22 protein-coding genes and 1 riboswitch are annotated in these 21,060 nt (G+C 44.3%); of the genes, 21 read left to right on the top strand and 1 reads right to left on the bottom strand.

All coding sequences use genetic code 11. From position 1 onward, the window contains the following. Positions 1 to 12: 12 nt before the first annotated feature. From resB to CHH58_RS04535, 6 genes are all read left to right on the top strand, one after another. Entirely contained in the window at positions 13 to 1,560 is a 1,548-nt protein-coding gene (gene resB, locus CHH58_RS04560; protein WP_141235082.1) for a cytochrome c biogenesis protein ResB, read from the top strand. Then, on the top strand, positions 1,560 to 2,717 hold the full coding sequence (gene ccsB, locus CHH58_RS04555) for a c-type cytochrome biogenesis protein CcsB (protein WP_095232776.1): 1,158 nt from the start codon (positions 1,560 to 1,562) through the stop codon (positions 2,715 to 2,717). Before resB ends, ccsB begins: the two co-directional genes overlap by 1 nt. A gap of 26 nt (positions 2,718 to 2,743) precedes the next feature. Continuing rightward, positions 2,744 to 3,460: a response regulator transcription factor gene (locus CHH58_RS04550; RefSeq protein ID WP_038560981.1), complete on the top strand. Its 717-nt coding sequence runs from the start codon at positions 2,744 to 2,746 to the stop codon at positions 3,458 to 3,460. Beyond that, a complete protein-coding gene (locus CHH58_RS04545) occupies positions 3,460 to 5,220 on the top strand; it encodes an ATP-binding protein (RefSeq protein WP_095227019.1) in 1,761 nt (586 codons plus the stop codon). Before CHH58_RS04550 ends, CHH58_RS04545 begins: the two co-directional genes overlap by 1 nt. A 15-nt stretch (positions 5,221 to 5,235) precedes the next feature. Continuing rightward, a riboswitch (cobalamin riboswitch) is annotated at positions 5,236 to 5,414 on the top strand. A 74-nt stretch (positions 5,415 to 5,488) separates the two neighbouring features. After that, positions 5,489 to 5,878 (top strand): DUF4430 domain-containing protein, encoded by a 390-nt coding sequence (locus tag CHH58_RS04540; RefSeq protein WP_212551787.1) that lies wholly within the window; start codon positions 5,489 to 5,491, stop codon positions 5,876 to 5,878. Continuing rightward, positions 5,878 to 6,405, top strand: a complete 528-nt coding sequence (locus CHH58_RS04535) for an ECF transporter S component (RefSeq protein ID WP_095227020.1) — start codon at positions 5,878 to 5,880, stop codon at positions 6,403 to 6,405. Before CHH58_RS04540 ends, CHH58_RS04535 begins: the two co-directional genes overlap by 1 nt. A gap of 14 nt (positions 6,406 to 6,419) precedes the next feature. Here CHH58_RS04535 and CHH58_RS04530 read toward each other — a convergent pair whose 3' ends face one another. Beyond that, positions 6,420 to 6,668 carry a ferredoxin gene (locus tag CHH58_RS04530; RefSeq protein ID WP_038560969.1) on the bottom strand — a complete coding sequence of 83 codons (249 nt, stop codon included), beginning with the start codon at positions 6,666 to 6,668 and terminating at the stop codon, positions 6,420 to 6,422. Between the two features lie 102 nt (positions 6,669 to 6,770). Here CHH58_RS04530 and CHH58_RS04525 point away from each other — a divergent pair, with 102 nt between their 5' ends. The 15 genes from CHH58_RS04525 to CHH58_RS04455 all read left to right on the top strand — a co-directional run bounded on the left by CHH58_RS04525 (position 6,771) and on the right by CHH58_RS04455 (position 21,012). Next, entirely contained in the window at positions 6,771 to 7,769 is a 999-nt protein-coding gene (locus tag CHH58_RS04525) for a helix-turn-helix domain-containing protein (protein ID WP_095234056.1), read from the top strand. Then, positions 7,766 to 9,286, top strand: coding sequence for a RecQ family ATP-dependent DNA helicase (locus CHH58_RS04520; RefSeq protein WP_095227022.1), 1,521 nt, complete (start codon positions 7,766 to 7,768; stop codon positions 9,284 to 9,286). The genes CHH58_RS04525 and CHH58_RS04520 overlap by 4 nt, the downstream gene beginning before the upstream one ends. Positions 9,287 to 9,312: 26 nt before the next feature. Further along, a complete protein-coding gene (locus CHH58_RS04515; protein WP_095262085.1) occupies positions 9,313 to 9,612 on the top strand; it encodes a hypothetical protein in 300 nt (99 codons plus the stop codon). A gap of 194 nt (positions 9,613 to 9,806) precedes the next feature. Beyond that, a complete protein-coding gene (locus CHH58_RS04510) occupies positions 9,807 to 10,388 on the top strand; it encodes a genetic competence negative regulator (protein ID WP_095222640.1) in 582 nt (193 codons plus the stop codon). Positions 10,389 to 10,550: 162 nt separating this feature from the next. After that, a complete protein-coding gene (locus CHH58_RS04505; RefSeq protein WP_249275029.1) occupies positions 10,551 to 11,822 on the top strand; it encodes a Glu/Leu/Phe/Val family dehydrogenase in 1,272 nt (423 codons plus the stop codon). 88 nt (positions 11,823 to 11,910) lie between these two features. Then, a complete protein-coding gene (locus CHH58_RS04500) occupies positions 11,911 to 12,888 on the top strand; it encodes a YpdA family putative bacillithiol disulfide reductase (RefSeq protein ID WP_095227025.1) in 978 nt (325 codons plus the stop codon). A gap of 14 nt (positions 12,889 to 12,902) precedes the next feature. Further along, on the top strand, positions 12,903 to 13,865 hold the full coding sequence (locus tag CHH58_RS04495; RefSeq protein ID WP_095262084.1) for an asparaginase: 963 nt from the start codon (positions 12,903 to 12,905) through the stop codon (positions 13,863 to 13,865). Positions 13,866 to 13,964: 99 nt separating this feature from the next. Further along, positions 13,965 to 14,633 carry a glutamic-type intramembrane protease PrsW gene (gene prsW, locus CHH58_RS04490; RefSeq protein WP_095227027.1) on the top strand — a complete coding sequence of 223 codons (669 nt, stop codon included), beginning with the start codon at positions 13,965 to 13,967 and terminating at the stop codon, positions 14,631 to 14,633. Between the two features lie 107 nt (positions 14,634 to 14,740). After that, on the top strand, positions 14,741 to 15,571 hold the full coding sequence (sleB, locus tag CHH58_RS04485; RefSeq protein ID WP_095227028.1) for a spore cortex-lytic enzyme: 831 nt from the start codon (positions 14,741 to 14,743) through the stop codon (positions 15,569 to 15,571). A 15-nt stretch (positions 15,572 to 15,586) separates the two neighbouring features. Continuing rightward, positions 15,587 to 16,939 (top strand): germination protein YpeB, encoded by a 1,353-nt coding sequence (gene ypeB, locus CHH58_RS04480; RefSeq protein ID WP_095232769.1) that lies wholly within the window; start codon positions 15,587 to 15,589, stop codon positions 16,937 to 16,939. A gap of 85 nt (positions 16,940 to 17,024) precedes the next feature. Beyond that, the gene (locus tag CHH58_RS04475; protein ID WP_170937519.1) at positions 17,025 to 17,699 is read left to right on the top strand and encodes a flagellar brake protein; all 675 of its coding nucleotides are present in this window, start codon (positions 17,025 to 17,027) and stop codon (positions 17,697 to 17,699) included. An 85-nt stretch (positions 17,700 to 17,784) separates the two neighbouring features. After that, on the top strand, positions 17,785 to 18,465 hold the full coding sequence (cmk, locus tag CHH58_RS04470; protein ID WP_095227031.1) for a (d)CMP kinase: 681 nt from the start codon (positions 17,785 to 17,787) through the stop codon (positions 18,463 to 18,465). A 12-nt stretch (positions 18,466 to 18,477) separates the two neighbouring features. Continuing rightward, positions 18,478 to 19,062, top strand: coding sequence for a lysophospholipid acyltransferase family protein (locus CHH58_RS04465; protein WP_095227032.1), 585 nt, complete (start codon positions 18,478 to 18,480; stop codon positions 19,060 to 19,062). A gap of 108 nt (positions 19,063 to 19,170) precedes the next feature. Next, positions 19,171 to 20,316 carry a 30S ribosomal protein S1 gene (rpsA, locus tag CHH58_RS04460; protein WP_095227033.1) on the top strand — a complete coding sequence of 382 codons (1,146 nt, stop codon included), beginning with the start codon at positions 19,171 to 19,173 and terminating at the stop codon, positions 20,314 to 20,316. Between the two features lie 108 nt (positions 20,317 to 20,424). Continuing rightward, positions 20,425 to 21,012 (top strand): YphA family membrane protein, encoded by a 588-nt coding sequence (locus CHH58_RS04455; protein ID WP_095227034.1) that lies wholly within the window; start codon positions 20,425 to 20,427, stop codon positions 21,010 to 21,012. Positions 21,013 to 21,060: the final 48 nt, after the last annotated feature.

Here is a 21,060-nt window from a genome sequence, read left to right as displayed (position 1 = left end):
GAGGCGTTGTATTTGCAGAAATGTTCTATTTGTAAGCATGAAAACAATCTGTTTAGTGAAGAATGCCACCATTGCGGAAGCACTTTAAAGGGAAAATTGGATATGCGCTATGAAGGAGCCGGCCGGCGCTCCCAGCAGCGCAACCAGACGTTAATTGATAAGGTTTGGCGGTTTTTCGCTTCTGTGCGGAACGGGATGTATATCCTGCTGATGACATTGCTTGCAACGGCGCTCGGCACCATTCTTCCGCAGCGAACATACATCCCTATTGGGAGAGTGCCCCAGGAATTTTACGAATCGGAATATGGTGTGTTTGGACGTCTGTATCATTACTTAGGTTTTGATCAGTTATACAGCTCATGGTGGTATATGACGCTGCTCGGACTGCTTGGCGCCAGTATCCTGATCGCAAGTATTGACCGTTTTTTTCCTTTGTACCGTGCATTAAAGCTCCAGCCAGTGAAACGCAAAGAGCATTTTCTTACACATCAGCTGTACGTCAAAAATAAGGAAATAAGTGATCCTGAGCGCTTGATTAGGCAAATACGAGACAGGCGTTATCGAGTTCGTCAAGATGGCGAAGACTATCTTGCAGAGAAAAACAGGTTTGCTCGATGGGGACCTTATGTGAATCATATTGGACTCCTTCTTGTTTTGCTGGCTGCTTTTCTTCGTTTGTTTTCTTTCTTTTATCAGGATGAATTTGTATGGATAAGAGACGGTGAGACAGCAGTCGTACCCGATACCAATCAGTCACTGTTTATCAAGAACAAGCAATTCAGTGTAGATACATACGATGCGGACGACCCGAAGTTCGAAGCAGCTATTGAACAAGAAGGTAGGTCGATTCCGAAAAGCTTCACAACAGATATTATTGTCTACGAAGCTGAGAATCATATAGCTGGCGATACTCCTGATTTGAAGGTATTGAAACAAATGCAGGTGTCCGTAAATCATCCTGTCAAAGCAGCCGGGTTTACGATCTATCAATCAGGCTATCAGATGAATGAGTTCAGCGGTTTGACTCTCCGTGCTGAAAATGAGGATGGTTTAACTGCTGATTTTCAAGTCAATACCGAAGATCCCCAGACAGATTATGAACTTGCTAACGGGCTTCATGCAAAGTTAGTGGATTATTATCCAGACTATCAATTGAACGGGGACAATATTATCACTGCAACGAAATACCCTCGTAATCCTGCATTCGTCTTTGATATTTCAGAGGGCGATATGACGGAAAGACTTTTCATTGCAATTGATGAGGTTGTATCGGAAACGGGATCGAACAAATACAATATACATGCAGTCGATTATGATACGCATAATGTGACTGGGTTATCAGTGAAACGTGATTGGACATTACCGGTCTTCCTGCTCGGAGGACTAATTTTCATGATGGGCCTCATCCAAGGACTTTATTGGCAGCATCGCAGAATATGGCTTCAAAGACAAGCAGATGGCTCTTATCTGATAGCGGGACATACGAATAAGCATGCGTCCTCCTTTGAAAGAGAAATGGATCGTATTTTAGACATCTACGATAAAGGGGAGAGCGGCTGATGGAAAATTTATCGATCATAAGCGGACATTTGCTGGAAGCTGCGTTTATAAGTTATCTGCTAGGTGTCATCCTATTTACATGGTCAGCAGCCAAACAGCAGCATGGTCAACTTGAGCGTATTGCCTGGGGAGTCACTGCTGTCGGGTGGATGGCACATCTAGGCTTTTTCATCCTTCGATGGGTGTACAGCGGACATGCACCAGTAAGCAATTTATTCGAATTCATGACCTTCTTTGGCATGATGCTCATATTGGTGCTGCTGATTATGTATCGGTTTTATCGCTATTCGCTTTTAGCGGTGATGGCATTAGTAATCAGCATTCTGATCATTGGCTGTGCTGCCATGTTTCCGCGTGATGTGGCGCCGCTTGTGCCCTCGCTGCAAAGTCACTGGCTGTATATTCACGTAACAACTGCTGCACTTGGAGAAGCAGTACTTGCTGTCAGCTTTTTCGCAGGCTTTCTTTATATCCTGCATGAAACGGATCAAGCGATACAGCATAAGAGGGTATGGCTCATCGAAGCTATAATCGCTCTTATCTTATCGGTTGCAGGGTATATGCTTCTCGCTATTTCTTTCCGAACTTTCGGATTTACTGCGACTGTGATGACTGCAGATGCAAGCATCATCTATCAGCTGCCGCCTTTCTTTGTTCCAAGTGATATGGTATCTTCACCATTTCCGTTCGGGGTATCTGTTCCGGATTGGATGCGCGGTGAAAATGCGGCGCTGAAGCTTAATACTATCTTCGTATCCTTGCTCGCAGGGTGTGTGTTGTATATTCTCATTCGTTTCTTTACAAGAAAAAGGATTGGAGCAGCACTGCAGCCTCTAGTACGGAAGATGCCAAAGGATATGCTGGATGACATTGGCTATCGTTCTGTAGCAGTCGGTTTTCCTATCTTCACACTCGGTGCTCTAATCTTTGCGATGATTTGGGCCCAGCAGGCATGGGACCGCTTTTGGGGCTGGGATCCAAAGGAAGTATGGGCGCTGATCACTTGGCTTTTCTATGCTGCTTATTTACATATACGTATGCTGAGAGGCTGGCAAGGAATTCGATCTGCCTGGCTTGCAGTTATCGGTTTTTGTATTATCATGTTCAATTTGCTGGCAGTAAACTTGCTTATCGTAGGTTTACACGCGTATGCTTAACCTAAAAAGAGAAAAGGGGAAGGACCATGGAAACAGAAGCACATATTCTTGTAGTAGACGATGAAGAAAGAATCCGCAGACTCGTGCGCATGTATCTGGAGAAAGAAGGCTACACGCTCGATGAAGCTGCTGACGGAGACCAGGGACTTCAAATGGCAAACGAAACAGACTATGACGTTATCTTGCTGGATGTAATGATGCCTGGCAAGGATGGAATTGAAGTTTGCCAGGAAATCCGCAAGGAAAAAGGAACACCGATCATTATGCTGACAGCTAAGGGGGAAGAAGCTGACCGAGTGGAAGGCTTCGAAGTCGGTGCGGATGATTATATTGTAAAACCTTTCAGTCCTCGTGAAGTTGTTTTGCGTGTCAAAGCATTATTACGACGGTCTTCGACGACTAAATACTTGCATACTGATGCAAAAGCGAAGGATTTGCTTGTATTCTCTCATCTTACTATCGATAAAGATGCCCATCGGGTTACGGCGGATAATCAGGAAGTTACACTGACACCAAAGGAATATGAACTGCTGCACTTTCTTGCTTCGACACCAGATAAAGTGTACGGAAGAGAAGAGCTACTGAAGCAGGTTTGGAAGTATGAATTTTTCGGGGATTTGCGCACAGTAGATACTCATGTCAAAAGACTACGGGAAAAATTGAGCAAGGTTTCAGAAGAAGCAGCTAGCATGATTGTGACAGTGTGGGGTGTCGGATACAAATTCGAAGCGGATAAAAGCTGATGCTGTGGGGAAGTGTTGTTAACAAGCTATGGCTGACCATCTTGGTTCTTGTGTCAGTCGTTCTTGGTCTGCTTACTTTTCTGCTGCTGGAGTTCTTCGGTAATTTTCATATTGAAGAAGCAGAGGAAAGCCTTATGCAGACCGCTGCGAAGGTGTCTATTTTGCTGGAAGAAATCGATGACCGCAGTACCGTCTATGATACTGCAGAACGTGTGCAGGATCCGAATTCCCGCATTGCTATCCTTCAGAATGATGAGCTTTGGATATCTGATCCAGATAAGGCGGAGCCATTGCCTGATGTTGACCAGGAATGGCTGCTGAATGATGCTGTACTAAATAAAGCTGTAACAGAAGGAGAAGATGTATCCAAACAGCTTATCTTGCCAAATACCGACAGAAGTGTAATAGTTGTCGGTACTCCACTGCAGGATGGGTCTGGTGCGGTTTATGTCTATCAATCGTTATCTGTCGTAAAAGAGACAGGAAATCAAACAACACAAATCATCCTGCTGGGAGCAGGAATCGCCTTTGTCCTTACAACCGTGTTTGCCTTTTTCTTGTCATCGAGGATCACAAAACCACTGATTAAGATGCAGGATGCAGCACTGAACGTTGCTAGAGGTGAATTCGGAACCACAGTGCCTGTTGTCACACATGATGAGATTGGTATGCTGGCGACTGCTCTTAACAAGATGGGAAAACAGCTGGAATTCAATATTAATGCCCTCAGTCAGGAAAAAGAACATCTTGCCCGTGTTGTTAATGCAATGGTAGATGGTGTTGTCATGATCAATCGGCAGGGTGAACTGACCGTCACGAATCCGCCGGCTGAAGAATTTATCCATGATTGGCAGTTTGAAAATGGCGAAACATTCCATGAAGTGCCAGGTGTCTGGCTTGAAATCATGGAAAGTGTTGTCTCAACTGCATCAGAGGTTACCCGTGAAGTGACGATCCAAGGACGGGAATGGGTGATTATTGCTACGCCTCTTTATGATGATGCGGCTATTCGCGGTGCGGTTGCAGTTGTGCGGGATATGACTCAGGAACGCAGATTGAATAAGCTTCGCGAAGACTTTATCACGAACATTACGCATGAACTGCGCACACCAATTTCCTTGCTGCAAGGCTATAGCGAGGCAATTATTGATGATATCGCTGATACCGTTGAAGCGAAAAACGAGCTTGCTCAAATCATTCATGATGAATCTTTACGAATTGGAAGGCTCGTCAACCAGTCGCTCGATCTTGCTCGGATGGAAGCAGGAGATACAAATCTGGTGATGGAAGAAGTAGAAATAAATCCATTCCTAGAGCGGATCGTCCGTAAGTTTCAGGGCTTAGCTGATGAACGGGAAATCAAACTGGGACTCGTCAATGCAGTGGATAAACGCACCTACCAGTTTGCTCCCGATGCAATTGAACAAGTACTTACGAATTTAATCGATAATGCCATTACCCATACTGAAAATGCAGGTGCTGTCCAAGTGTTGGTATCTGTCGATAAAGATCAGCTTGTTATGATTGTGAAAGACTCTGGAAGCGGGATCCCTGAAGAGGATCTGCCTTTTGTGTTCGAACGATTTTACAAGGCCGATAAATCGAGGACGAGAAAAACTGCCAGAACCGGAAATGGATTAGGGCTTGCGATTGCTAAAAATATCATCCAAGCACATGGTGGAACAATCAAAGTAACTAGTAAGCTTCATGAAGGGACAACATTCACTATTCGTCTCCCACGGGATACAAACTTGACATAATATGATAAAATAAGCTGGATTAAAAGCATACAAGGTGTCAACAGACTTGATAGGGAACGCGGTGTGATTCCGTGACTGTCCTCGCAGCTGTGATTACCGCCGAAAGGAACATAACCACTGTCCTATTGGATGGGAAGGGTTCTTAGTAGATTAAAGGTATCAGTCAGCAGACCTGCCCTGTGTGCTTGTGTTTCACCGCTTCGAGGACTGAGCGGGTGAGGCGGCAGCTTCTAATGCTCTTTCCTTTACTAAAAGGGAGGATTTTTTTATGAAAAAAGCACTACATATGTTATCAGTTTTATTGTTGGCAGCAGGCATCCTGGCTGGTTGCGGGACGGCAGAACAGCCGCAGCAAAACCAGCAGGCAGAGCAACAGACCGAACAGCAGGTCACAGTAACACTATCTGAAGATGGAGAAGAGATTTCATCCAAGGAAGTCAGCTTTGAGGAAGGCGACAATCTATTGGATGTGATGAAAGAGAATTTTGAAATCGAAGAAGATGGTGGATTCATCACGGCAATTGATGGCCACGCTCAGGATGCAAATGCCAACAAATATTGGCTTTTCACCGTTAATGAGGAAATGTCACCAGTCGGAGCGAATGAGGTTGAACTGAAAGACGGCGACGAGGTTGTCTTCAATCTGCAAGAATCTTAATGTTTACCACACGTAAGCTGACGCTTTTGGCAATGCTGACGGCACTTGCTGTGGTGGGTAGGATATATGCGAATGTGCTATTTCCCTTTCTACCAAACATGCAGCCGATGACAAGTGTCATCATCATTTGTTCGCTTTTGCTAGGTCCGGCTGCAGGCGTCATTATCGCTGTGTTGTCCACACTTTTATCCAATATGATACTTGGTATGGGATTATGGACATTGTGGCAGATACTTGCCTGGGGGCTAATTGGTCTGACATTCGGTCTAATAGGCAAGCTATGGAGAGACCCGCCATTAATTGTGATGACGGCTGCCAGCGTTTTGACTGGGTATGTGTATGGCATATTGATATCACTGCCTTATGTATTCATAATGGAACATTTTCTGGCGTACTATCTTGCTGGCATAAGTTTCGATACAATGCATGCAATCGGTAATGGAATTTTCTTTTTCATTTTGTATCCTGTTCTGCGCAGGCTGTTTAACAAATGGGTTCCTGCCCCAAAAAGAACCACTTCCTCTTAATGGGAAGTGGTTCTTCATATATGGGATAATGCATCTTTTGCAATAACCAGATCACTCAGCTTGATTGACTCGGTCGGACACTCTTCAAATGCCTCTGTCACATCCTCCTGCAATTCCTCCGGTACAGAGAAAGTACCAGTATTGCGGTCGAGCAGGACAAATGCCAGACCTTCATCATCATAATCATATACATCGGGCGCGACAGCTCCGCATGTACCGCAGGCGATACAAGTATCTTGATCGACATATGTATACATTGCCATCCCGTTTTTCCCCCTTCCGCTTTCACCAAAGCTGCTTCTTGCTTTATACTAAGTGTAGCGCGTACCGAAACGGAATACAAGCTTACAGAAAGGTTGGTTAGCATGCTTCTGGCATCTATCATCATCCATGCCGCAGAGCCCATACGTCAGGAACGGAGTGCGGCGTCCATCTATCATCTGCTGCAAGGCAAGCGTTCCGCTCAAACATTGCAGGATGCCCATATGTACGGTCTTACCCATCTGTTCGGTATCTACCCGAAGCTATCGAGACAGGTATTCGACCAGGTAGCTGCCAATGCCATGCAAGAAGAAGGACAGGATATTAAAAAAATTATGCCGTATTTCAATGGTATGGCCTATCAATCACAAACAGAGCCATTCCTGTATCGGCTGCTTCTGCTTATTCAGCTGCTTTCCAATCAAACAAAAGGGGAGAATCGGTATCTACCTGTAACTGATAACCTTGCTATCCAGCAATGGATAAAGCAGTTGTATCGACAGGAACAGCATCACTTAGATGATTGGCGAAACGGAGTATATGAGGAATTATACGGCTTGCTGGAAAAACTGCCGCAGATACAGGCTGAGTTATTTGTAGATCGATTGACCGGATACCATCATATCGGTTTGACGACTGTACAGCTAGCAGAAAAATATCATGTGTATGATACGGATGTGCTCCTTTATCAGACGTCGACTATTCACCATCTTTTACAGCACACAGAGAGCAATACGGCAGCTTTCCCACATTTAGCTGCACTCATGGATAGACCCCAGCACAAGATCCGTTCCATAACTTCCACGGCGCTAAAGACACGGACCATGCTTGAACGCGGTATGTCAGTAGAGCAGATTGCGCTTGTCAGAGGGTTGACGGAGAACACAATAAAGGATCATATTGTGGAAATAACTTGGCTTGATGGAGAAGCACTTTCCAGTAAGTTTATTTCTGATACCGATGCTGCTGTCATTTTAGACTGCGCCATGCAAGCAGGTACTAATAAACTTAAACAAATCCATGCTTTGCTGGAAGGAAAATATGACTATTTTCAAATTAGATTGGCTTTAGCTTTACGGAAAGAGCAGGAGGTGAAAGCATGAACGCAGATTTGCAAAATGCATTGCAGAAATTCTATGGGTATGACGGCTTCCGGACCGGGCAGGAAGAGATACTTGAAAGTGTATTGGAGAATCATCATACATTGGGAGTTTTACCGACCGGAACGGGGAAATCTATTTGCTATCAGCTACCGGCATTTATGCGGAGCGGACAAGTTATTGTTGTTTCACCTCTGCTTTCACTGATGGAGGATCAAGTGAAACAGCTGCGTGCCAGAGGATTCAAGCGGGTAGCTGCACTGAATAGTTTTCTCGATTATGAAGACAAACAGCAGATTATGCGAAAACTCCAGAATTACGATCTGCTATACGTTTCACCGGAGATGCTCCAAAATGATTTTCTGATCAATCGTTTGCAGTCGCTGCATATCCAATTGTTTGTAGTCGATGAAGCTCACTGTATTTCACAGTGGGGGCAGGAATTCCGGACTGATTACCTGCGTCTGGCAGAAGTGATCCGGAATCTAGGCAGTCCGCCGGTACTTGCATTGACTGGAACAGCTACTCCAGAAGTCCAAGTGGATATTCAGCATTTGCTTGGGGATTTGGACATGGATAAGCATATCTATCCGATGGATCGGGAAAATATCTCATACTTTATCAGGGAAGTACAAGATCAACAGGAAAAAAATGAAACGATGCTAGCATTACTTAGAAAGATTCAAGCTCCGACCATCATTTATTTTTCAAGCCGAAATATGGCCGAAAGCACTGCGGCCATAATCCGGGCTAATATGCCGGATATGCCATGTGCTTACTATCATGGAGGCATGGAGAACGAAGACAGGATATTAATCCAGCAGCAGTTCCTAGCCGGCCAGCTGCAGATCATCTGCTGTACAAGCGCATTTGGCATGGGAGTGGATAAAGAAGACGTACGCCTTATTATTCATTATCATTTGCCAAGTGACAAGGAATCTTTCATTCAGGAAGTCGGCAGAGCTGGCCGGGATGGCGAAGAAAGTGTAAGTGTGGTTCTATATAGTCCGGGAGATTGGCAAATCCCTATCCACCTAATCGAACAGGACCTTCCGGAGCAAGGTTCGATTCAGCAAATGCTGCGTTTCCTTTATCAGAGGGTAAAAGCAGGACAGCTTGAACTGCCTTCCTACGAGCTGCTCATCCAGCATATTCCGATTAGTGAGACACAATGGCGATTTTTACTTTATCAAATGGAGAAACATGATATAGTAAAGGGAAATCATCTGCATTATAAGGCAAATGCTTGGAAGGATTTCCTGGACCAGATAGAGAAGTTTGTTGGGAACAGGAAAAGGCATAAGCTGAAGCAGCTGCAGCGCATGAAGGAATGGGTCTATACGGATTCATGCAGACGACAGGCACTTTTTGCTGACTTCCAATCTGAAGTACGACCAGCAAAAGGCCGATGCTGCGATAATTGCGGAGATACCCTTGCTGATTGGCAGTCGGGTTTGACGAATGCACAGCCGGAACGTACTGGCTGGCGGGAGCAGCTGTATCACCTCCTGCAGCAGTAAAACGGAAATGGAAGGATGGACACTTCATGGCAAAGACAGAAGAGAAGGACCAGAATCTGGAAGAGCTGGTGGCATCCGTGACACATACTCACGGTGACGAAGAATTACCACCCGAGAAAGAAGAATCGGAGCCAGCAGTTCAGCGTATCGATGTTCTTAATTTACCTCCACGCCGAACAATCCATGACGGACAGCGGACAAGCTTCCGCCTGCGCTGGAATGGAGGTATTGCCAGGTTCATCCTCCTGACGGTCATCGTGCTGGCAGTGATAGTATTTATCCTACTGTATACGGATGTGCCGCTGTCGATACCAGCCTTATTTTAGTCCGTTTTCAGTTTGGACAACGAGGGTATTTTTAACTGAAAGATTAATATACTAACTATACGTACAAATCCTTTCTGTTCGAGGCTAAAACCTATCATGAAAATGGACGCTCCCAATGGGGGAGTGCCGCGTACAAAACATAAAGCGAATCATATGCTATCTATATCTAGAGTGGCATCCAAGGGGGAAAAGTGATGAAGTTAGAGCGCGTATCATTAAATCAATTCAAGATCTTTCTTACCTTCGACGATTTAATCGAGAGAGGCTTGACTAAAGAAGATCTGTGGCATGATCTTCCGGGCGTTCATCAGCTTTTTCACGATATGATGTATGAAGCAAGCGATGAATTGGGCTTCGAATTGGAAGGCACACTTCTTGTTCAAGTGCATATTCTTCAAGCACAAGGGATGCAGATCATCGTAACACAGTATCCACAGACAGAAGACTTCGAAGAAGAAGAGGATTATATCGAGATGAAAGTGACACTTGACGAAAGCAGGGAGCTTATCTTCTCATTCACAGATTTTGAGGACATCATCAGCGTTTCACGTCAGCTGGACCAGATCGGCATTGAAGATGCCGCTGTGTACTTTATGAATGATCTTTATTATATGGAAATTCGCACGCTGCTCCATCCGGCGGCGCGTGAAAACTTGATTGCAGTCATGTCGGAATTCGCTAACCCGAGTATTGTCACCTCGGTTAGGCTAAATGAGTACGGCAAGAAGATTTTCGATAAGGATGCAATACGGCAGATCTGCACGTATTTTGCATAAGTTGCCGAAGATACCGGAGCATCCGCCGGTATCTTTTTGATTTTTGATTAAAAACACGGTTCTCATTATCTATCTGGGTGCTTTTTTGTTAGAATGGATGTGAAGATTCGATGTGGTAATATCGCTAAACAAGATGGGGAAACATTTAGGAGGTACAGAACAGTGGCCGACAACGCTGCGGAATCTACCAACAACAAGCATAGGGACGTATTAGAATCAACACAGAGGGTCGTACAATCGGCTTTGCAGAAACTTGGCTATCCCGAAGAAGTCTATGAATTACTGAAAGAACCGGTACGGTTAATGACAGTTCGTATTCCCGTTCGGATGGATGATGGCAGTACGAAGATTTTCACAGGGTACCGGGCTCAGCATAATGATGCAGTTGGTCCCACCAAGGGTGGCGTGCGTTTTCATCCGGAAGTGAGCGAGAATGAAGTAAAGGCATTGTCCATTTGGATGAGTCTGAAAGCAGGTATCGTCGACTTACCTTATGGAGGCGGAAAGGGCGGTATCATCTGTGATCCCCGCGAAATGAGTTTTCGTGAGCTTGAAGGTGTAAGCCGTGGATATGTACGGGCAATCAGCCAGATTGTCGGGCCGACGAAGGACATACCCGCACCCGATGTGATGACAAACTCTCAGATAATGGCATGGATGATGGACGAATACAGCCGGATGGATGAATTCAACAATCCAGGTTTCATCACTGGTAAGCCGATCGTACTGGGAGGGTCGCATGGCAGGGAGACAGCTACAGCTACAGGCGTGACGATTTGCTTGAAAGAAGCTGCCAAGCAGAGAGACATCAGTATCGAGGGAGCCCGTGTTGTCATTCAAGGCTTCGGAAATGCCGGCAGTTACCTAGCTAAATTCATGCACGAAGCTGGCGCGAAAGTAATCGGTATTTCAGATGCTTACGGGGCGCTTCATGACCCGGATGGTCTGGATATCGACTATTTGCTTGACCGACGGGACAGTTTCGGTACAGTGACCAACTTGTTCAAGTCTACAATCTCCAACCAGGAATTATTGGAGCTTGATTGCGATATACTTGTACCAGCTGCGGTAGAAAACCAAATCACCAAAGATAATGCACATAATATTAAAGCCCAGATTGTGATTGAGGCTGCAAATGGCCCGACAACGTTCGAAGCGACCAAGATTTTGACCGAACGCGGTATCTTGATAGTTCCGGATGTGCTTGCATCAGCAGGCGGCGTGACGGTCTCCTATTTTGAATGGGTGCAGAATAACCAGGGCTTTTATTGGACGGAGCAGGAAGTTGAAGAGAGATTAGAGAAAGTGATGCTGAAAGGGTTCCAAAATGTATATCAGACTGCACAAACAAGGCGAGTTGATATGCGACTGGCTGCATACATGGTCGGTGTCCGAAAAATGGCGGAAGCTTCCAGATTCAGAGGCTGGATCTAATCATATTGGAAATCATGCTCTTATCCTGAAGCGAAAAGGATAAGAGCTTTCTCTTTTCTTGGGAAGAGAGATGGAAAGGAGCAGTACAATGCAAAAAGAACGAGTAATTATAATAGGAGCAGGTCCATGTGGGCTATCCGCAGCAATTGAGCTGCAAAAAGCCGGAATGGAACCGCTTCTTATCGAAAAAGGCAATGTTGTCAATTCGATTTATAACTATCCAACACATCAGACCTTCTTTAGCTCAAGTGAACGGTTAGAGGTAGGCGACATAGCATTTGTTACCGAAATGAAGAAACCTGTCAGGAACCAGGCGCTGGCTTATTATCGAACTGTAGCTCAGCGACAGAATTTGCGTATACATACCTTCGAACGAGTGATGCAAGTGTCTGGAAGTGTTCATGATTTTACGTTAACTACGAAGACGATAAAGGAAGAAGAAAAACACTATAAGGCAGATTATGTTATTGTGGCAACTGGATACTACGATCAGCCTTACTTGATGAACGTGCCTGGTGAGGATCAGCCGCACGTATTTCATTATTTTAAAGAAGCTCATCCTTATTTCGGAAAAAATGTGACAGTAATTGGCGGAAAAAATTCCGCAGTCGATGCTGTGCTAGAACTTCATAAAGCTGGTGCGAATATTACAGCACTCTATCGTGGCAGTACATATTCCAAAAGTGTAAAGCCGTGGATTTTGCCAGAATACGAATCATTGGCTCGTAATGGATACATCGACCATAGATTCAATGCACATATTAAAGAGATTACTGAAACACAGGTTACTTATGAAGTAGAAGGAGAGACGCATTCAGTCGACGCTGATTTCGTTTTTGCGATGACTGGGTACCGGCCTGATCTGAAGCTGCTGCAAAGCATGGGTATCTCAATTCATCCAGAAACAGGAAAGCCTGACTATGATCCGGAAACGATGGAGTCAAACGTACAGGGTATTTTCATTGCTGGTGTAATCGCAGCTGGGAATAATAATAATGAAGTATTCATTGAAAATGGACGTTTCCATGGTGGACAGATTGCCCAATCAATTGCTTCTCGCAACTGAAAGGAAGGAAATAAATGATAAAAGGGAAAGTCGTATTGATCACTACTGGTGGCACAATTGCCAGTGTACCGAACGAAGAGAGCGGAAAGCTTGCTTCCGGAGAAATGACTGGCGATGAATTGCGAAGCCAAATTGACCTGCCGGATCATATCGAAGTCAAAGTGGTGAGTGCACTTCAAAAACCGAGTATGCATATCACATTTGATGACTTGCTTTCATTAAAAGATATGATCGAACAGCAATTAGAAGATCCAGAAGTAAAAGGGATTGTGGTTACGCATGGAACGGATTCTCTGGAAGAAACGGCTTATTTTCTTGATTTAACCATAGCAGATGCCCGGCCAGTTGTAGTCACAGGTTCACAGCGAGCTATACATGAACTAGGTTCCGATGTGTTCATCAATCTGCGGCATGCTGTTCTGACAGCTTATGATGATCAATTGCTGGAATGCGGAACTGTTGTTGTTTTCAATGAGCGTATTTTCCCAGCAAAATATGTTAAGAAGGAGCACGCATCTAATATCCAAGGCTTCAATGCTTTCGGATTCGGATATTTAGGTATTATCGACAATGATAAAGTGTATCTTTATCAAAAACCGGTTAAACGGAATACGTATGAGCTGAAAAACAAGCTGCCTGATGTAGATATCATTAAGTGCTATCTGCAGGCGGACGGTAAATTCGTGAAAGCAGCGCGTGAAGCAGGCGTCAAAGGTATTGTTTTAGAAGGCGTAGGTCGAGGACAAGTTGCTCCGAATATGAAAGACGAAATTCTTCAAGCCTTGCACGCGGATATTAAAATTATCCTTACGACTGCATCTGAAGAGGGTAATGTATACACAACCTACGATTATGAAGGTAGTGCCTATGATTTGTATAAGGCTGGTGTTCTGCTAGGGAAGGATCAAGATAGTAAGAAGGCACGTATCGAGCTTGCTGTAGCTTTGGCATCTGATCAGACAGATAGACTTTTATAGAAGCATGAATTATTTCCTGTTTCTTTCCAGTAACATATTCCAAAAAAATAGAGCACATGGTACGATAAGGAAAGATTGTTAGTTGGAAGAGGTGCTCTCATGCTTACCATCCTTTCCGCAGCCATTGCGCCTGCCCTCGCGCTCCTCACCTTCTTCTATCTGAAGGATCGTCTGGAGCCCGAGCCGCTCAGCATGGTGTTGCGGACTTTCCTATATGGCGCTTTGCTTGTTTTTCCGATCATGTTCATTCAATATGCGATGAAAGCAGAAGGAATAAGTGCGAATCCGATTGTTTATTCATTCTTCACTGTCGGATTCATGGAAGAGTTCTTCAAATGGTTCATCTTCCTGTACACTGCTTTCAGGCATACCGAAATGGATTCGGTTTATGATGGGATCATTTATGGTGTCAGTATCAGCCTAGGTTTTGCTACGGTGGAGAATGTACTCTATTTATTTGCTCACGGAGTAGACTATGCGTTCACGCGGGCACTCTTCCCGGTATCTTCCCATGCACTTTTTGGAGTATTGATGGGATATTACCTCGGCAGAGCTAAATTCGGCAGCTATCATCCTCGTTTGCGTATTTTTGCAGCGATGCTGATTCCATTTTTGCTGCATGGATTATATGATTATATCTTGCTGATTGTAACATTTAATTGGATATACGTTCTCGTACCTTTCATGATCATCCTTTGGATAATTGGACTTCGTAAAGTTCGGGCGGCAATCCAGCATCCTATCGAACAGATACATACAACGAAATAAAAGAGTCGGGCAGTGCATCTGCCTGACTCTTTTTTTATTGCATAATATGAGCACACCAGAAGAAAGCTATCGGTATCAGATCATAGTTAGGTTGGAGGAAATGAACAATGGAAAGTAAAAAGTTTCGGCTTTGCAAATTGTTTTGTGCCGGTCTGATCCTGATAGGCGCAATCCTATCAGCACCTGTGCAGACAAGTGCTTTTTCCGATCAAGTGATCCAGCATGGAGCCACTGGTGATGACGTAGTGGAACTGCAAGCCCGCTTACAATATGCAGGATACTATAATAAGACAATTGATGGTGTTTTCGGGTGGAGTACGTACTGGGCATTGCGCAATTTTCAATATGAATTCGGAATGGAAATTGATGGTGTTGCCGGTCAGCAGGCTAAAGACAAACTAGCTTCCATAACAAAATTTGATAAAGCCTTCGTTATGCGCCAAATCCAAGAAGGTAACACATTCACTTATTATGGCGGGACACCGCAAGAAAATCAGGTGAAGAAGCGCGGTAATGGAGGAAATGGAGGCGGTGGTAATGCAAAAGCGCCAAATACGTCTGCGGTCAACGTTCCGAATGGCTATTCGCAAAATGATATTAAACTAATGGCTAATGCCGTTCATGGAGAAGCACGAGGAGAACCGTATGTAGGTCAGGTGGCAGTAGCGGCAGTCATTCTGAACAGGGTAGAGGATGCTTCTTTCCCGAACACGATCTCTGGTGTCATTTTCGAGCCGAGAGCTTTCACAGCTGTTGCTGATGGTCAAATATGGCTGACACCGGATGAGACAGCAGAACAAGCTGTACTGGATGCAATCAATGGCTGGGATCCTTCTGGCGGAGCAATTTATTACTTCAACCCGAATACAGCCACTTCGCCATGGATTTGGGGCAGACCTCAGATAAAAACGATCGGCGAGCATATTTTCTGTATGTAGAAAGGAGAGCGAACGATGTACAAATGGGTGATAATTGGTGTTCTAGCTTTGGCACTTACAGGAACAGCTTTTTGGGGCTATAATGAACGGCAGGAAAAGAATGATATCAAGATGCAAGCAGAGAATAATTATCAGCGTTCCTTCCACGAGCTGACGTACCGGATTGACATGCTGCACGACAAGATTGGATCGACGCTGGCGATGAACTCAAGGGACTCCCTGTCGCCTCAATTAGCGGAAATCTGGCGTTTATCTTCTGAAGCACATACAGATGTCGGTCAGCTTCCGTTAGCATTATTACCGTTTGAAAAAACAGAGAAATTTTTAACGAACATAGGTGATTTTACGTATAAAACAGCGGTGCGGGATTTGGATAAGGAACCGTTGTCTGAAGAAGAAATGCAGCGTTTGGAGAAGCTGCATGATAATGCGGGGCAAATTAAAGATGAACTGCGAAATGTCCAGAATACGGTACTGGGAGATAATCTGCATTGGACCGATGTGGAGCTTGCGTTAACAGATGATAATCCAGACCATTCAGATAATACGATCATCTCAAGCTTCAAAACAGTGGAGGATACCTCAGGCGGTTTTTCGGACGAAAAAGATTTCAATAACGGTGCGTTGCCTGCCTCCAATGAAGAGCATAAATTCGAAGGTGTGACGGGTGAACGTATCAATCAAAAACAGGCAAAGACTGTTGCAGCAAAGGCTTTTGATTTGAATACAATCAGCGGGATTAAAGGCGGAAAATCGGGTAAAGGTTCAGATGTACCCCTCTACAGTCTTTCCTATCAAAAGGAAGGCGAAAGCGGATATGCGGATATAAGTCAAAAAGGTGGCCATATTCTCACGCTTATGATGCAGCGGGATCGAGAGGAGCCAAAACTGGGATTGCACGATGCCCAGCAAAAGGCACAGGATTTCCTGGAAGAGCAGAAGTTGACTGAAATGGAAATGGTGCAGAGTAGTCAGTATGATTCTGTCGGTATCTTTTTCTTTGTACCTGTCCAAAACGATGTGCGTATTTATGCAGATATTGTCCAAGTAAAAGTGGCGCTCGATAACGGAGATATCCTAGGCTATAATGCCCGTGACTATTTTATGAATCACCATGAGCGTGATTTACAGAAACCAAAGCTAACGGAAGAACAAGCAACAGAAAAACTGAATCAAAACGTTAAGGTTCAGGAAACACATCTTGCTTTGATTGAAAACGATACACACGAAGAAACGCTAGTTTATGAAATTATGGGTACACGGAATGACGACGAAACTTATCGCATTTATGTGAATGCAGATACAGGAAAAGAAGAAGAAATCGAGAAACAAACAACAACAGAAGCGCGTTTCTTGCAAAGCACGTAAAGGGGAAAGGCAAACAGCCTTCCCCTTTTTGATTATTTTTGCAATAATAGGAATAAAGAACGGTTTAGGAGAAGAGGAGAGGCGTTTGCTGAAAATTGGTAGTACTTTAGTCTTAGAAAAAAAGGATATATCAAAAAATGAGGAATGGTCGCGTTATCGAGCGAAAGTAATCGACTTAGCTGATGATACAATTTACATAGACTATCCGATAAATGAACAGACAAAACGGACAGATATCTTTCCGGTAGGTACAGCTTTCAGAGCATTGTATGTGACAGAAGAGGAGAACGCATTCACGTTTGGGACATCAATCCAGGGCAGGGAAATGATGAAAGTGCCGGCATTGAAACTGACAATGCCAAAGGAAAACGATATCCGGAAAATACAGCGGCGTCAGTATGTACGGATTTTGACGAGTACGGATGTTGCGCTTCATAGTGATGAATCGGGTATCACTCCAATCTCATCCATTACGCTTGATGTTAGCGGTGGCGGTCTATCCGTACTGCTCCCAGAAAAACATAGTTTCAGGGAAAGAATGAGTGTGACGCTGTATCTTGCATATTCCCTGCAAAAAGAAGGGCCTTCATTTCTGACTGCATCCGGAAGCATCGTCCGAATCGTTCGTAATGAAAAATCCGGAAAAATCATCGCTAGCATTCAGTTCGATGAAATTCTGGAACGGGACAGACAAGCAATCATCCGTTTCTGCTTTGAGCGTCAGCGGGAACAGCGGAAAAAAGGGCTCCGAATCAGGTAGACTTCAAATAGACCAAGCCGCTATCCTGTGTTATGCTTTATTAGGTTTTATTCCAAGATTATGAAGAGAAAAAGGATTGAATTGAATGAATTCGAAAACTATCGCTATCGCAATTGATGGACCTGCTGCTGCAGGTAAAAGTACGGTATCCAAACTAGTAGCCAAGAAATTACAATTCGTCTACGTGGATACTGGCGCTATGTATCGAGCGCTTACACTTACTGCACTCGAAGCTGGAGCCGATTTGGAATCCGAGGAAGCTTTACTTTCCTTGCTGCAAGGTATAGATATTGTCTTGGTGCAGCATGAAGACGGTCAAAAAGTGCTTGTAAACAGTAAGGATGTAACCGAAGCTATTCGCACAAATGAAGTAACAAATAATGTGTCCATTGTCGCTAAGCATGCGCTGGTACGAGAAGAAATGGTAAAACGTCAGCAGAGACTTGCAGCTGATAATGGAATTGTCATGGATGGCCGTGATATTGGGACTCGAGTCCTTCCTGATGCTGAAGTGAAGATTTTTATGATCGCTTCTGTCCAGGAACGTGCAGAGCGCCGTTATAAAGAAAATATCTCCAAAGGGTTCGAGGCGGATCTGGAGCAGCTGAAAGAGGAAATACGTCTACGTGACAAGCTCGACTCCGAAAGGGAAGCGTCTCCGTTAGTAAAAGCGGCAGACGCTGTTGAAATCGATACAACTTCACTATCGATTGATGGTGTTGTAGAAAAAATTCTCAAAGCCGTACACGAGGCTCTCGGAAGATAAGGAGTAGGGATTATGTCATTATATACCATAGGTAAAATGATCCTCAGTGCCGCTTTTTACCCGATGTTCCGTATAAAAGTGTATGGCAAGGAACATGTTCCTAAGGAAGGACCGGTTTTGGTCTGTTCCAATCATATTTCCAATTTTGACCCACCTGTCTTGGGTATTACATGTCCACGTGATATAGCCTTCATGGGGAAAAGTGAGCTTTTTAAACCCAAGCCACTTGGGTGGCTCATGAAAAATCTTAATGTATTTCCGGTAAAACGCGGTATGCAGGATCGGGGAGCGCTGCGTGTAGGTTTGGATATTCTGGCTGAAGGCAAGACGATGGGGCTGTTTCCAGAAGGAACAAGAAGTAAGGACGGAAAACTCGGCAGTCCGCTTCCTGGAATAGGTTTCTTTGCCATGCGCTCGGAAGCAAAAGTTGTTCCTTGTGCGATTATCGGATCCTATAAAGGGGTAAAAGCATTGAAAGTCATCTATGGACCACCGATTGATATGGAAGAGCTGAAAGAGCGTAAAGCACCAGCCAAAGAAGTATCACAGGTGATCATGGATGAGATTCAACTTCTAATAAACAAGCATGTCGGATAGATGCCCTATCACTTGACAAATATCTTCAAATGTTAGAAGTTAGAAAAAAGGACATTTCTATGTTTTTTTACTTATGTTTTGTCTCGTAAACTGAAGGAGGTCTCTTTGATGGATGAAATGAATGAGCAAGCTACGGATTTCAAGGAATTGTCTGTAGGCGATACTGTAACCGGTAAAGTGGTGAAAGTGGAAGATAAACAAGCTTTGGTAGACATTGGCTACAAAGTGGAAGGTATCCTGCCGATCAGCGAATTATCTAGTCTTCATGTTGAACGCGCTGCTGATGCAGTGAGTGAAGGTGAAGAATTGACACTAAAAGTGAAAAAAGTAGATGACGAAGAAGTCGTTCTATCCAAGCGTGCAGTTACTGCTGAGCTTGCCTGGGATGACCTGGAAGCGAAATTCGAATCCGGAGAAATCTTCGAAGCAGAAGTCAAGGAAGTCGTTAAAGGCGGTCTTGTTGTAGATGTGGGCCTTCGCGGTTTCATACCTGCTTCACTCGTAGAAACATATTTTGTTGAAGAGTTTGAAGGATACAAAGGCAAACCGCTTACGCTTAAAGTAGTCGAGCTTGACCGTGAACAAAACCGCGTCATCCTTTCTCACCGCGCAGTAGCCGAGGAAGAGGAAGCTTCCAAGAAGCAGGAAGTGCTTGACAGTTTAGAAGCAGGTCAGGTAATTGACGGTACTGTACAGCGTTTGACTGACTTTGGTGTCTTCGTCAGCATCGGCGGCGGAATCGACGGCCTTGTACACATTTCTCAGCTTTCACATGAGCATGTGGAAAAAGCATCTGATGTCGTGACAGAAGGTCAAGAGATCAAAGTCAAAGTACTTAGTGTCGACAAAGAAAACGAGCGCATCAGTCTATCCCTGAAAGAGACACTCCCTGGACCATGGGAGAACATCAGTGACCGTGCACAAGCAGGGGATGTACTAGAAGGCGAAGTGAAGCGCTTAGTGAGCTTCGGAGCATTCGTTGAAGTATTTCCTGGTGTTGAAGGCCTTGTACACATTTCCCAAATCGCTAACCGTCACATCGGTACGCCGCAGGAAGTGCTTGAGCCTGGTCAAACAGTGCAAGTGAAGGTTCTTGAAGTTAACGAAAGCGAAAAACGCATGAGTTTGAGCATCAAGGAATTAGAACAAGATGAAAATGATGCTGTCATCAAGGAATATGAAAAAGAAGAAGAGCATTCCGGCTTCCAGCTTGGAGATATTCTCGGTGACAAATTGAATAAGTACAAGCAATAAAAATTAAAAGACCAAGGCTGTCCTAAGGACAGCCTTGGTCTTTTTTTTGTCCTCCGTGTATAGTTTCACTCCTCACTTGTCATAATGCAGATAAAAGGAGGAGTGAAAATGGATGGATTCTACTTTTTTTGGGCTACGTGGATCAGCTGGATCTTGGTAACATTTTTCATGCGTCATTCATTGGCACGGATACTTTTTGCATTTGCCATACTGCTTACTATCTCATTATCTGGTTTTTCCGTTAATTTTGCCGGCCATCGGATTTTTGCTACTGTTTTTCTGCTTGCTGTTATTGGCTTCCTATTTATTTTTGCCAGTAAGAGAGTGGGACGCGGAACATTTGGAAGCATTTGCTTAGGAATAGCTTATGCGGGAATGTTGCTTTGGGAGCTGACAAATCCAGTCGCACTGCTTATTCCGCGTGTTCTTCTGTTCTCGTTGACATTATTTGCTCTTGTCATGTATCTGACTCGGAATTTCCATTTGCAGATTGGCATTATTTGCCTAGGTTTTTCCATCGGGGAAGTGGTTTATCTTTTATTATTAGATATTTATGGTCTTCAGCAAGATGCCGGCAGCTTCAAAGCTATGGATGTAATGGGAATAGTACTGCTGTTATTAATCTCGGCAAAGCTGCTCAGCATGCTTAGAAAGTATCTGCGAAATAAGTCAAAATGGACCCCTGGACGAACATGATGTCGAAAAATATTGTGTCCCTATGATGCTTTTGCTAGAATAAAACAG

This window comes from Terribacillus saccharophilus, from assembly GCF_002272745.1.
In the GTDB taxonomy this organism is placed as follows: domain Bacteria; phylum Bacillota; class Bacilli; order Bacillales; family Amphibacillaceae; genus Terribacillus; species Terribacillus saccharophilus_B.
This window is presented reverse-complemented; position numbering and strand designations above follow the sequence as displayed.